Raw genomic sequence first — 14,649 nt, 5'->3', positions numbered from 1 at the left:
TTAGGGTGGTACCACGATAGCTCTCGTCCCTTTGCTACGATCGTAGTGTGCGGGTGAGTGCTTTTTTTGTATGAATTTTGCTTCGATGCGTTACTGCGTTCATCCATTAACCAATCATAGTTAACCAAAACATTGAACAGAGAAAATGCGCCCCAAACAATGATCTTCCATGCTTCAGACAGACCGATTTAATATTAACATTTGCTGCTGCGTGTCAGCGCTGGCGACAGTGACAGATGTTTATATAAATTATGCTCTACCCTGCAAGTTACAATCGCCAATTATACGTACATTAACAAGGAACGACCATTTTGGAGGAGGAACAAACATATGTTTAAGGTACTCGTATCCGATCCGATCAGCGATCTCGGAATTCAACAGCTGGTAGATGCACCCGATATTGCGGTGGACAAAAAAACAGGCCTCAGCGAAGATGAGCTGGTGGCGATTATCGGTGACTATGATGCGCTGCTCGTACGCAGTCAGACGACCGTTACCGCTCGCATTATGCAGGCGGCAACAAAGCTTAAAGTCGTTGGACGCGCCGGTGTAGGCGTTGACAATATCGATCTGGAAGCGGCGACACAAAGCGGCATTATCGTCATCAACGCACCGGACGGCAATACGATCACAACGTGTGAGCACACCTTTGCGATGATGATGGCGCTGGCGCGTCATATTCCGCAAGCTTACGCCAAAACGGTTGGCGGTACATGGGATCGCAAATCGTTCCTCGGCGTCGAGCTGCGCAACAAAACGCTGGGCGTACTCGGTATGGGTCGTATCGGCAGCGAAGTCGCAAAGCGTGCCAAAGCATTCGGCATGGACATCCTCGGCTATGATCCGTTCCTGACGCAAGAACGGGCGGAGAAAATAGGCGTGAAGCTGGCGAGTGTAGATGATATTTTGCGCCATGCTGACTTTATGACTGTACACACACCATTGACACCGGAAACGAAGCATATGATCTCCACTCCACAATTTGCCATAATGAAAAAAGGGATGCGTATCGTCAACTGCGCGCGCGGCGGGGTCGTCGATGAGCTGGCGCTCGTGGAGGCGATCGAAGCGGGTATCGTAGCAGGTGCAGCATTTGACGTATTTGAAAGTGAACCGCCACAGGCAGATCACCCATTCCTGCACAATCCGCACATTATCGTTACCCCTCACCTCGGCGCATCGACGGTCGAAGCACAGGAAAATGTAGCGATCGACGTATCTGAGCAAGTGCTGCACATTTTGCGTGATGAGCCGTTTAAAAATGCGGTCAATATGCCGCCAGTTGCCGCCAGCGTGATGAACAAGCTGCAACCGTACTTTGGTTTGGGCGAGAAACTGGGCAGTTTTGCCGCACAAATCTCGGCACAAGCGATTCAAGAAATTCGTATCGACTATGCCGGTGAATTGTCTGAAGTCGATACACAGCCGCTGACACGTTATATTTTGAAAGGCATTTTGTCCCGTCACCTCGGTTCAGAAGCGAATATCGTGAACTCGCTCCATCTTGCCAAAGTACGCGACTTGAATGTGATCGTTACAAGTGCGCCATCGACACGCGGCTTTACGAACTTGATTACAGTAACGCTCAAAGCACAGGATAACAGCACACATCAAGTCGCTGGCACATTGCTAAGCGGTTATGGCGAGCGGATCGTACGCATTAACGATTACTCGGTTGACGTATTGCCAGCCGGTCACCAAATTCTCGTCTCCCATACAGATAAGCCAGGTATTATCGGTAATGTCGGCTCATTGCTCGGACAAAATGACGTCAACATCGCCTCCATGCAAGTAGGACGTCAAATCGCAGGTGGCGAAGCGATTATGATTCTGACCGTCGATAAAGATGTGCCCAAAGAAGTATTGGTCGCACTCGTTGAGCTGCCCAACTTGAAAACAGCGCAAGTTGTCGTGCTAGCATAATAAAATAAAAACGAGTGATGTAGTGAACGTTCCGCTTGAATAAGTGGAATCAACATTGTATTACGCAAAAGCAGCCTATCTGCAATAGATAGGCTGCTTTTTAAACGCTAGCTTATTTACGCCGTATACAAGGCAGTCACATCACACAAATCGTTGACACTAAAGCAAAGCAATGCAATCCTCGCCGAACTAAGCGACAGAAGCAGGTATAGTTATACACTACTACCTTGACCGAGATGAATTGGAGTGTTGAATCTGTTTTAAGATCGCATGGATCAGGATTTCAGCACACAATCCAAATTAACATTGAACTTGGTTAAGGTACTACGAGTAAATCAAGCATGTTCTCACCCTAGCAGGATGAGCATGATCGATACAACTATAATTGCGTGCATCGTGCCTGTTCTCCCTTGTGATTGCCTTAAGCCCTCTCCGTTTTTTCCTATTCCATATAAAAATGCATTTTCTAATGTGCGTCATACCGTTGTCGGCAAAACCAACATCTGCATGAGCACAAGAAAATGCATAATGTAAAACGTTTGAAAATTTATATATAGCCTATTCGAAAAAGCAAATCGGCAGCCAATGAACCATTTTAGCGTAACGCACCAAAATGAATTACGACTTCCTCACCTGCAATCACACACGATCGCTATGTCGCAACGGCAACAGCAACGTAAATGTCGTGCCCTTCCCGACTTCGCTCTCCGCATGAATCGTCCCATGATGCGCCTCTACGATATTGCGCACGATCGCAAGCCCTAGCCCCGTACCACCTGACTCGCCGCGTACACGCGCTTTGTCGGCTTTGTAAAAACGTTCGAATATATGCGGCAAATCTTCCGGTGGAATGCCAGCGCCGGTGTCGGTAAACGTCACTTTGACTTGATCGTCCTTCAGCGCCGCCTGCACAGCAATATGTCCGTCTGCTGGCGTATGGCGAAACGCATTATCAAGCAAATTCGTAAACACCTGCTCCAACCGATCGGTATCGGCTTCAATGAGTAGCGGTGTCGGCTGACAGCTCGCTTCCAGCTTAAGCTCACGTTCTTTGGCACGGACGGAAAATTTACGATACATACGCTCGATCAGCTCATTTAGCTTCATTTCGCCAAAGTTCATATCCATATGCCCGGCTTCCATTCGCGACAGATCAAGCAAATCTTGCACCAATCGGCTCATGCGCAGCGATTCTTCATAAATGACTTGTACAAGTTCATCGCTTTCTTCTTTGGAAGAAGCCATACCGTCCAGCAGTGCTTCGCTATACCCTTGAATCATTTGCAGCGGTGTCCGAATTTCATGCGAGGCGTTAGCAACAAAGTCGCGCAACATTTTCTCCGTCCGCACTTCCTCGGTCACATTGCGCAGCACCGATACCGTCCCATGCACATCATTGCCGGAATAGAGCGGTGTCATATTGACCGCCCACACCTGCTGTTTGACATGAATGTTCGAACTTTCTTCCTGTCGCTCACGAATGACACGCTCAAACAGCGGATATAGCGGCTCTGGCACACGCGCTGCCGCTGTATCTTTACCCTCTTGTAGTTCATGTTCCCAGCCGGTTTTGTGCCAGCTATCCATAATCATTTCGCCGAGTGGATTATGCAAAATCATATTGCCTTGCTTATCAAATGTAATGACCGCATCGCCCATACTGCGCAGCACACTTGCCATCTGCTCTTTTTCCAATTGCAGACTCTGTATGTTACGTTCCAGTTCCTGTGCCATATGGTTAAAGGCGCTCGCCAGCTGTCCGATCTCATCGCTCGTATGCAGCGCCAGACGCGTATCATACTTTCCTTTACGGATCGCATCGGTCGCCTGAATTAACTGCTGCATCGGCTGCGTAATCTTCGTCAGCAAAAACAGAGCAAAAAACGTCGTCAGCGCAAAGCCGATAATCGACACATACGTAAACAACCGTTTGATCGCATCCGAATTCGTAAAATTCGTATCGATATACGGCAACAAAAACAACCCTAATGTCAGCAGCACACAAGCAACGAGCCCGCTAATCGTTAGCCATAACTTGCCGACCAGTGTTCTCCAAAAGTCCACTTACTTCGGTACCTCAAGCTTATAACCTACACCCCAGACGGTAGTAATCATCGCGGCTGACTCGGGAGAAACTTTATTCAATTTTTCACGCAACCGTTTGACATGGGTATCGACCGTACGCAAATCGCCAAAAAACTCATAATTCCATACATCTTTCAGCAGTTCTTCACGCGAAAATACTTTGTCCGGTGAAGTCGCCAGGAAATGTAGCAACTCATATTCTTTTGGCGTTAAGCTAATCTCATGACCGCTTGCCGTCACACGGTGCGCATCATGCTCGATCACCAAATTCGGGAATACGATATTGTTGCTGGAATTGCTGTCTTGGGACAAATAAGCGGTTGCCGATGAACGGCGCATAATCGCTTTTACCCGGTAAATGACTTCCCTTGGACTAAACGGTTTGACCACATAGTCATCCGCACCGACTTCAAAGCCTTGGACACGGTTCACTTCTTCGCCTTTGGCGGTCAGCATCAACACAGGCGTCGATTTGGACTGACGCAGACGATTGCATACTTCAATCCCATCGATTCCTGGCAACATCAAATCAAGCATAATTAGACCATAGTCGTCGGCAATCGCTTTACGGAGCGCGGTTTCGCCGTCTTCAGCTTCATCGATTTCATAGCCTTCTTTTTCCAAATACATACGCAACAGACGGCGAATACGTTCTTCGTCATCTACTACGAGAATGCGATTCATTGGTTCACTCATTACTAATGGCCCCCTAGCTGTGCGACAAAATATTCGGCAACTGCCGGATTGTCAATCTATTGCGTACAAATGGACAGAAGTACGCTAAGAATAAGCTATATGCTTGTATCTATAGCTTCCTAGCGTACTCGTTGTCCCGTCTGAGCAGCGCTATAACGTACTGGCTCAGTTATACATTTATTGCTTGATTCCTTTGTGAAGCTGGTCGATTTCCTCTTTGGTCAGCGGACGATAAATACCGCGCTTCAAATTGCCGATCAGCAACTCGCCAAACGAAATACGTTTTAGTCTAATAACCTTATGTGACAACGCTTCAAACATACGGCGAATTTGACGGTTTTTGCCTTCATAGATCGTTACGCGGATCGTTGCCTGCTTTTTATCGGTATCGACATCATAATAATCCGCTTCGGCTGGTTTGGTCATCCCATCTTCCAACTGAATACCATTGCGGAATTTCTCAAGCGCTTCACCATGAGGTACGCCTTCGACGGTAACGAGATACGTTTTGGGTACGTGGTGTCTTGGATGAGTAAGCTTGTTCGCCAACTCGCCATCATTTGTCAAAATGAGCAATCCTTCGGAGTCATAATCAAGACGTCCTACCGGATATACCCGTTCTTTGACACCTTTCATATAGTCTTGCACGATTTTGCGACCTTCTGGGTCAGAAGCGCTTGTAATGACGCCTTTGGGCTTGTTCAGCATATAATATACTTTTTTCTCGGCTGCGATCGATCGTCCGTCCACTGTAATTTCATCAACCGTCGGATCAGCCTTCGTTCCAAGCTCGGTTACAACCTCGCCGTTAACCATCACTTTGCCCGCCAGGATTAATTCCTCACTTTTGCGACGCGAAGCAATTCCAGCTTGAGCCAATATTTTTTGCAATCGTTCCATAATAGTCAATTCACCTCACACTAATGATACTCATACGCGAACAAAATCACAAGACAGGATGTAAATTAGCTGCCTTGCGTCTATACAAATAACCTGTAGATTCATCTTAAATGAAGAAGAATATCTACAGGTTATAGATAGCTATATTCGTTTAGCCGTTTTCATCCAGCCATACACATTGCCCACTGTACGCGCAGGAAATTCAGGATTTTCGTATACGTATAATACATAGTTATAAGGATCATTCACGATCTTTTGGATCATTTGCGCCGTTACATGTGCCTGCAACGGAATACGCATATCGACAACATAAACCTGCCCTACCTCTCCATTCAGCTTGGCACCAGGTGTTACTGCGGACTGGGCGTTAGCAAACGAAGATTTCCATTTTGCCGGAGCTTCCAAACGAAAATAATGCGGATGCTGCCCGCTTTGAATAAATTCCGTTGCAGCAGCACCCAATTGGTATTCGATATGATAGGCAATCGCTTTATTTCGCTTATCATAGGTCAGCTCGAAAGCTTTAATTACAAAATCAGAATTTTGTTTAAATTTGTCCCCTGTCAAAAAACCTGCTTCCTCTGAAGATGCTGTCTGCTCATCAGATGTAGCGATTTCTGTCGTATGTTTTACCTGCTGAATAGAATCGGTAGGTGCCGATTTGGGCTGTGCATTCATACAGCCGCACAATAACAGCACAACTAAAATCTCTATGTGGATTAAAAATAGCTTTAATCGCATTCGTCACCCTCATTACACTGTTGGCAGGAAAATTGGAGTCTTTATTCAAATCAAATGTATACTTTGCCTGAAAAATAACAACCGGAAAGCTAACATTATCATTATCTATATCTCCGATATAAATAGCATCAATGAAAATACAAGCAATCGCCGGATGATGCAGTACGATGAACATATGCAACAACCTGTAGCTGTCCCGCTAATTTCAGGGGAAAGCTACAGGTTGTTGTCATTTTATAAAATGTACACAAATTCCATCTACATCATATTACATTTGAACATAATCCGCCATCGAAGTAACTTGCAACCCTTCCACTATAGCCGGCGTAAAATGAGCAGCCCGAACGCCATGCGGTGGCTGCTCGGCATCACTAGGTGGTACAGCGGCGAGCTGATTGAAATAAACGGTATGCGTCTGTCCTGGCAGCAAGTCAAAATAGTTATCGCTAAATTCACCGCTATTGTCAGCCGACAGCCACACTTGACGTGCTAGCTTATCGGTCGTCAATTGGATGACGCTAACTCCATTGTCAATCGTTGCGGTTACGGTAATATGAGGCTGGCTTAGCGCTATTTCTTTGGCTGGAACGAAGTAGTTTAGCTTGCTGTCTATGACCTCGCCTTCATGCTCTAGTTCGACTAGCAATACCGCCTGCTGCGGATCGATACCGTCCAGCAATTGCTGTTTGGATAGGGACATCTGCTTCACGCAATCATTGCCTGCCAGATGGAACGATTGTGGAATTTCTTTGTACAGTTCGCCGTCCACACCGAGTACTTTCACCCGCAACGTCAATGCAGCAGGCGACAGCACATCTGAAATCGTATAAATATGGAAGTTGTCGCCATCCGTACCATCGACGGACACGGCGATATCGCGGAAGCTGCGTTTAGCGTAATAATGCAGTGCTTTCCAGCGACCATAGTAGTCCATACCTGCCCATGAAGCGACCGGCCAACAGTCGTTCATTTGCCAATACAATGTGCCCATACAATAAGGTTTGTTGCGACGATGCGCTTCGATCGCCATTTGCATCGCTTCGGCTTGCAGCACTTGACTCATATACAGGAAAGACGGGAAGTCCTTTGGCTGCGGCAAATATTTATCCATATACTCTTTGATTAGCCGGTTACCCGCACCATTTTTCTGATGACGCAGCATCACTTCGGATTCCAGTTCGAGATCGGATTCCTCTGCATACATACGTACAGATCGATACTCTGGAAACGACTGGAACCCATATTCGCTCATAAAGCGCCCGACGAAGGAGTTATAATTTTCAAATGGCTCGCTACCATGCCATACGCCCCAATAGTGAATATCTCCAGTATCGGTCAAACCTTGCGTATGCTGACTTGCATCTCCATACAGATCAACAAGCGGTGAAGACGGCCAATATTCCGCCCCCGGCGCTTCGGCTGCGACTACTTCTGGTAGCAGTTCATGGAAGATCGCTTCATAATCCGCCCAGATCGTATTACGCTGTTGCTCGGTGTAGTTTTTCTTCCAGCCCCAGCCGCCGTCTTCGATATAATGCGACCATGCCGTATCGATCTCATTGTTGCCACACCATAATACAATCGACGGATGGTTGCGCAGACGGCGTAGATTATCTTCCGCTTCCGCCTGTACACTGTCCAGAAATGCCTCATCACCTGGATACATGCTACATGCAAACATAAAGTCTTGCCAGACGAGAATGCCGTACTCATCACATAGCTCATAAAATTCATCGTTTTCATAAATGCCGCCGCCCCATACACGCAGCATATTCATATTCGCCTCCGCCGCCGACACGATCTCATGCAAATAACGCTCTCGTGTCACACGCGGGCTAAAGCTGTCATTCGGAATATGATTCGCACCTTTAGCAAATACAGGCACCCCATTTAGCTCAAAATAAAACGATGTGCCTGGCAAATCTTCATGCTGCTGACGTACGAGTCGTACGGAACGCAGCCCGGTGCGCACTTGTTGACGCGCTAACGGCTCGCGGCTAATAGCGTCCAGCACTTCCGTTGTAAACGTATACAGATTCGCTTCACCAAGACCGCGCGACCACCATAGACGCGGCTGTTCTACCGTAAGCGGCAGCTCAACGATATCCGTCCCTTCCTGTAGCGTCACTTTGCGCTCCCAGTGCTCGCCGTCTGTCCTGATATGAATATTTGCTTCCCGTTCACGCTCCGAATAGACCTCAATGACCGCTGTCAAATCGGCAGCGTCGGCTGTCACTTGATTTTGACGAATAAATACGCTCTCAATGCGCACATCTGACCAGGCAACCAGCTCGACTTCACGCCAGATGCCGCTTGTAACTAAACGAGGACCCCAATCCCAGCCGTAGTGATACGGTGCTTTACGGGCAAAGATGCTAACCCGTTTATCGCCCAGCTCGCCTACATCAGACTGATCATTACTAGCTGGCAATGCATAACCGAGCGCTTCCAACTTCGGCAAATCTTCCTGAATCGGTGAACGAAATACGATTCGTAATGTGTTATCGCCAGCTTTCGCATACGCTTTCACATCTGCACGCCAAGTGCGAAACATATTGTCTGCTGACAGCACAAGCTGACCGTTCAAATATACATCCGCATACGTATCCAGTCCGTAAAATACGAGCTCCACATGCGAATGGCGCAGCGTAGCTTCTTCTATCGTTAATGTCGTTATGTACTCCCAATCCTTTTTATCGATCCACTGCACGTCTTTTTCATTCGTTCCATAAAATGGATCAGGAATTTGGTGATGAGCGAGCAGATCGGTATGTACGGTGCCAGGCACGGTCGCCTGTAGCCACTGCGTCTCATCGGTCGCTTTAAAGCTCCAGTCGGTTAACGGTTGTCGGTAAGGCGTCAATTGCAAATCGGTCATGGGTGAAATCATCCTTTCCAATTAGCTAAAATGTTATGCATACACCTTACTACGACTGCACGCAAGAAGCAAATGCAGGGTTGACAAAATATGTTGCGACACGTAAAGTTTATAAATGCTGATGATAATGATTATCAATTTCAACAAAGAAAAAGGGGATTATGGCATGAGAAAATGGTTTTTACCTTTAATGATGGCATTTGTATTGATGCTCGCAGCATGCGGCAATGCGCAAAGCGGCAGCACGACAGCTAGTAATGAACCAAACGGGTCGGGCAACCAGTCGGGCGCAGCAACTACGACTGAAGCGAAGACGATTACATATCAATCGGAAAATGGGCCGGTTGAAGTTCCTGCGAATCCACAACGGGTAGTCGTGTTGGACGGTTCTGCCGGTACACTTGCTAAGCTCGGTGTACCGATTGTCGGTATGGACACATGGACGATGTCCAATCCGAATATGAAGCCATATCTCGGCAATGCCAAAGAAGTATCGGCTGAAAATGTAGAGCAGATCATTGAGCTAAAGCCCGATCTGATCATCGCTAGCAGCTCTACGAAAAATCTTGATAAATTGAAGCAAATCGCACCGCTTGTATCGTTTACGTACAACAAAGTCGACTATCTGACACAGATTGAAGAAGTCGCTAAAGTTGTCAACAAAGCCGAACAAGGCGCTGCCTGGGTTGCTGACTTCAAAACACGCGCCGCCAAAGCAGGCGCAGACATCAAAGCGAAGATCGGCGCTAACTCCACCGTATCCGTATTTGAAGTATACGGCAAACAAATGTACACATTTGGCGATGCATGGGGACGCGGTACGGAAGTGCTGTATCAGGCAATGGGGTTGAAAATGCCGGAAAAAGTAAAAGCCATGACGCAAAAAGACGGCTACTATACACTGTCTGCCGAAGTATTACCGGATTATATGGGTGATTACGTGTTCTTCAGTAAATATCCGGATTCGGATACATCGTTCGAAAGTACGGACACATTCAAAAACATTCCAGCGGTGAAAAATCATCATCTGTACGAAGTCGATGCACGCGGGTTTACGTTTAATGATGCAACAACATTGGACATTCAGTTGGAGCTGATCAAAAAAGACTTGCTTGGTCAAGCTTAATGATTAGACTAGTAGCTTGTCTCAAATTTATCCAGGGATTGCGTTCGTCTGAATGCTGCACGGTTCAAGCACGGTTCAGATGGACGCAACCTTACATCTTGCTGAGACAAGTCACTAGGTAGTGTCTTCAAACGATCATCCTTGTCCGTTTATCGGTCGAATGGGTCACGCTTCAAGTGAGTTGAGCTGCTTATACGACAATAATCTAATGAAAAAACGCATCAAACTGCTTATAAAGAAGTTTGAAGACACGTTCTATTACGTTGACCGAAATGAATTGGAGTATTGAATCTGTTTTAAGATCGCATAGATCAGCATTTCAGTACACAATCCAAATTAACATTGAACTTGGTCAATGTACTAGGCAGGTTCAGCGACCCTTGCTTCGTTGTTCAATTACACATCGCTATACTCAAAAAAGGAACGCCATGCGTTCCTTTTTGCCAAATTCAGTGAAGGAAATGATCGATCGATGAAAACTTCTCCTTTTAACAAGCGTTTGCGTTATTTTCCGTTACAGCTTTTCATTAGCCTTATGTTGTTTGCAGCTGTGTTTGTCGTGGCGATTATGCTCGGTGCTAAAAGCATTTCGCTCGTCGATATTCGGGATGCGATATTCAGCCCACATGTAAGCGGTGGCGACATTTCGATTATTCGCGAAATTCGGCTGCCGCGTGAAGTAGCTGGTGTGCTCGTCGGAGCAGCGTTGGCGGTCGCAGGTGCAATTATGCAAGGCTTAACACGCAATCCGCTCGCTGATCCAGGGCTGCTTGGACTAAGTGCCGGAGCGAGTGCGGCGCTAGCATTTGTGTTTGCCATTTTCCCGGCGGCAGGCTATTTCCTTACGATGATCGCTTGTTTTATCGGCGCTGCGATCGGTGTGCTGCTCGTATTTGGCATTGCCGCACTGCGTAAACGCAATATGTCACCGCTGCGGATGGTGCTGGCAGGTGCCGCCGTCTCAGCGCTATTAAGCGCGATTGCCGACGGCATCAGTCTGAAATTTAAAATCGCTAAAAGTGTATCGATGTGGACATCCGGCGGTCTGGCAGGTACGACATGGGCACAAGTGCAAGCGATCACACCGATTATTATCGTCTGTCTGCTCGTTGCGATTATGTTGTCGCGGCAGCTGACGATTTTGAGCCTAAGCGAAAGTACTGCCATCGGTCTCGGTCTCAAAACGATGCCGATCAAAATTGCGCTGTTCATACTCATTACATTGTTAGCTGGCTCAGGCGTAGCGCTCGTTGGTAATTTAGCTTTCCTCGGGTTGATGGTACCGCATATTGTGCGAATGTTTGCCGGCACGGATTATCGGGCGATTTTACCATTGTCCGCTGTGATTGGAGCGGCATTTATGGTGTTTGCTGATATGTTGGCACGTACGATTCATGCTCCGTTTGAAACACCGGTTGCAGCGATCCTTTCGATTATGGGCTTGCCGTTCTTCCTGCTCATCGTGCGCAAAGGGGTGCAATCATTATGATCAAAGCGGTACAAACGTTTCGCCGTCAACAGCTCGTCATGTTCATTTTTGTACTGCTTACCATCGCTACGCTCGTCGTCTCGCTCGGTCTCGGTTCTTCCACGATCTCATTCGATCGCATCATTCCGACATTGCTCGGGCACGGAAGCTTTATGGATCAATTCGTGTTGTTCTCGATTCGGCTGCCGCGCATGCTCATTACGCTGCTTGCCGGGATGGCGCTCGCTTTATCAGGTGCGGTGTTGCAGGGCATTACACGCAATGAGCTTGCCGATCCAGGCATCGTCGGCATTAATGCCGGTGCAGGAGTCGGAATTACTGTGTTTTTCCTGTTTGCTCCGCTTGAAGTGAACAGCTTTGCATATATGATTCCGATCGTCGCTTTTGCCTCGGCGCTTGTGACCGCGATTATTATTTATTTGTTCTCGTATAGCCGTGCCGAAGGATTGCAGCCGATGAAACTGATCATTACCGGTGTCGGCTTCTCGCTCGCTTTATCCGGGGTCATGATCGTACTGATCGCTTCGGTTGATCAGGTCAAAGTTGATTTTATCGCTCGCTGGCTTGCCGGTAATGTATGGGGAACGGATTGGCCGTTTATTGTTGCGCTGTTGCCGTGGCTAATCGTGCTAATTCCGTTCGTATTGTACAAATGTCGCTCGCTGAACTTGCTTGCGTTAAATGAAGAAACCGCCGTCGGTGCAGGCGTACCGATTCAGCGCGATCGGCTGCTGCTTATGTTGGCAGCAGTGGCGCTTGCCGCATCAGCGGTATCGGTCACAGGCGGCATCGCCTTTGTCGGACTGATGGCACCGCATATTGCGCGCGCACTCGTCGGACCGAAACACCAATTGTTTGTCCCGGTATCGATTTTGATCGGTGGCTGGCTGTTACTGCTCGCTGACACGATTGGACGCAATCTAGCTGAACCGGATGGATTACCTGCCGGTGTCGTTGTTGCTTTTATCGGAGCGCCGTATTTTTTGTATTTATTGCTGAAAAAGTAGGCGTACTCGGGCTAGTAGATTGTCTCAAGTAAAAACCGTGTTTGAACTTACCTAAATCGATTCAGCACCAACCCATTGTTAGATCGACAAACCGTCAATGTATTTGAGACAAGCTACTAGTACGTTGACCACGTTAAATATCAACTTTGATTGTGTAATGATATCCTCATCCATAAGAGCTTGATCCAACTTTAAAACTCAAATCAATCTCGGTCAATTTACTAGAGTATGTACACAAACCTAGCGTATTGAAGCATCCATTACTGCGGTACAGAATACCACTATAAATAAACCCATACAGCAGTTTCAAAAATATTTTCGTAAAAAGTCAAGCTATTAGCTCAACACCCAAACACCACAAAGGCTTTGTTTGCAGCACTATTGCAGACAAAGCCTTTTGCCTATCATCATTGCGTCATTGCCAGTACACAATCGCAAAAATGGACAAGCCGAGCCTATATTCGTTTTGCTACAATGAACTTACCGATCGGGAGGGAACGAATGTATGAACTATAGGGAATGTATTCAATCAACGATTGATTATATCGAGCAGCATCTGAAACAACCGCTTCGTGTGGAGGAACTTGCTGCGCGATCAGGCTTCTCACTGTATCACTTCTACAAAGTGTTTCAATCACAGACCGGGCTGCCGGTGATGGAGTATATTCGCAGACGGCGACTTGCTTATGCTGCTGCCGATATGGCAAGCACACGCACATTGCTCGATATTGCACTCGACTATGGCTTTGAAACACATGCCGGCTTTACGAAAGCTTTTCGCAAAACATACGGTTTATCACCGGAACAGTACCGTATGCACGCTACCGGCTATGTTCCCGAACAAATAGATTTGGCGAAACTGGCAGATTATCAACTAATCGGAGGAATGATGATGCGACCTACTTTTATAATTAAACCTGAATTTAAGCTTGCCGGTTATGCGCTGGAAACGCGTGTCAATGGCGAAAATATGACCGATATCCCCGCCTTCTGGGAACGATACAACAACGAAAATTGGGCACATACATTGCACGAAACGATCCAGCCAATCAGCCATGCCGAATATGGCGCCTGCATTATGAATGACGCTCAATCCGAGCATTTCCGCTATGTGATCGGGGTGGAAGTAGATAGCTTTGCACATGTGCCGGAAGGTCTGTTCACAACGACTGTGCCTGCGGCGACATATGCGGTGTTTACGACGCCACCTGCCAACCGTGCTGATGGCGGTTTTGTACGCGCGATTCAAGGCACAACGACGTACATTTACAATGAATGGTTCCCCAGCTCTGGTTATGCGTATGCAAGCGGTGGTGTAGATTTTGAAGTGTATGATGAGCGCTGTTATGGGGATGACAATCTAGTAATGGACATTTATATTCCGGTGCACAAAAAGGAACAGGCGTAAACGGGTGGACAAAATGATGTAGGCTGTAACAGCGACTCGTTAGCTGTAGCTAACAGACCATTTACAACTGTGCAAAATTTAATATTAGTTTGTTCTGTATTATAAAAAGGCTGTTCTGCATGGCATTATAGTTTGTCCAAAATACGGCGTTATTATACAATCCCAATCTGCTAACCGATGATGACTTTACGACTGCAAAACGAAAAAGCAAGTTCATTCGTTAAAAAGAATGAACCTGCTTTTTTGTTAGACTGTGCGAATACGCTAAGCATACAGTAGATTAAAACTAAATCATGAAAGCGGTCAAGCTACTACTCTGACCGAGATGAATTTGAGTGTTGAATCTGTTTTAAGATCGCATGGATCAGCATTTCAGTCCACGATCAAAATTAACAT

Annotated in this window: 10 protein-coding genes and 1 other annotated feature (1 of these 11 only partly in view); of the genes, 5 read left to right on the top strand and 5 right to left on the bottom strand. The window is 46.9% G+C overall.

The window, feature by feature from the left end:
• Nucleotides 1-34, top strand: a binding site (T-box leader); it begins 202 nt to the left of the window's first position.
• Between the two features lie 296 nt (nt 35-330).
• Nucleotides 331-1,923 carry a phosphoglycerate dehydrogenase gene (gene serA / locus U1I11_RS08270; protein WP_322905539.1) on the top strand — a complete coding sequence of 531 codons (1,593 nt, stop codon included), beginning with the start codon at nt 331-333 and terminating at the stop codon, nt 1,921-1,923.
• 639 nt (nt 1,924-2,562) lie between these two features.
• Here the strand turns inward: serA and U1I11_RS08265 are convergent.
• The 5 genes from U1I11_RS08265 to U1I11_RS08245 form a co-directional block, all read right to left on the bottom strand.
• Nucleotides 2,563-3,987 (bottom strand): HAMP domain-containing sensor histidine kinase, encoded by a 1,425-nt coding sequence (locus U1I11_RS08265; protein ID WP_322905537.1) that lies wholly within the window; start codon nt 3,985-3,987, stop codon nt 2,563-2,565.
• Nucleotides 3,988-4,704 (bottom strand): response regulator transcription factor, encoded by a 717-nt coding sequence (locus U1I11_RS08260; protein WP_322905535.1) that lies wholly within the window; start codon nt 4,702-4,704, stop codon nt 3,988-3,990.
• A gap of 177 nt (nt 4,705-4,881) precedes the next feature.
• Nucleotides 4,882-5,604, bottom strand: a complete 723-nt coding sequence (locus tag U1I11_RS08255; RefSeq protein WP_322905533.1) for a pseudouridine synthase — start codon at nt 5,602-5,604, stop codon at nt 4,882-4,884.
• Nucleotides 5,605-5,745: 141 nt separating this feature from the next.
• Nucleotides 5,746-6,345 carry a hypothetical protein gene (locus tag U1I11_RS08250; RefSeq protein WP_322905532.1) on the bottom strand — a complete coding sequence of 200 codons (600 nt, stop codon included), beginning with the start codon at nt 6,343-6,345 and terminating at the stop codon, nt 5,746-5,748.
• A 268-nt stretch (nt 6,346-6,613) separates the two neighbouring features.
• Entirely contained in the window at nt 6,614-9,223 is a 2,610-nt protein-coding gene (locus U1I11_RS08245; protein ID WP_322905530.1) for a beta-mannosidase, read from the bottom strand.
• A 166-nt stretch (nt 9,224-9,389) separates the two neighbouring features.
• Between U1I11_RS08245 and U1I11_RS08240 the strand changes: the two genes are divergently transcribed.
• The 4 genes from U1I11_RS08240 (at nt 9,390) to U1I11_RS08225 (ending at nt 14,253) form a co-directional block, all read left to right on the top strand.
• Nucleotides 9,390-10,349, top strand: coding sequence for an iron-hydroxamate ABC transporter substrate-binding protein (locus U1I11_RS08240; RefSeq protein WP_322905529.1), 960 nt, complete (start codon nt 9,390-9,392; stop codon nt 10,347-10,349).
• A 472-nt stretch (nt 10,350-10,821) separates the two neighbouring features.
• Complete coding sequence (locus tag U1I11_RS08235) at nt 10,822-11,838, top strand: FecCD family ABC transporter permease (protein ID WP_322905528.1); 1,017 nt, start codon at nt 10,822-10,824, stop codon at nt 11,836-11,838.
• Entirely contained in the window at nt 11,835-12,845 is a 1,011-nt protein-coding gene (locus tag U1I11_RS08230) for a FecCD family ABC transporter permease (protein WP_322905525.1), read from the top strand. Before U1I11_RS08235 ends, U1I11_RS08230 begins: the two co-directional genes overlap by 4 nt.
• Nucleotides 12,846-13,350: 505 nt before the next feature.
• Nucleotides 13,351-14,253: an AraC family transcriptional regulator gene (locus tag U1I11_RS08225; RefSeq protein WP_322905523.1), complete on the top strand. Its 903-nt coding sequence runs from the start codon at nt 13,351-13,353 to the stop codon at nt 14,251-14,253.
• Nucleotides 14,254-14,649: the final 396 nt, after the last annotated feature.

The sequence above is a fragment of the Paenibacillus campi genome, from assembly GCF_034659835.1.
GTDB lineage: Bacteria > Bacillota > Bacilli > Paenibacillales > Paenibacillaceae > Saccharibacillus > Saccharibacillus campi.
This window is presented reverse-complemented; position numbering and strand designations above follow the sequence as displayed.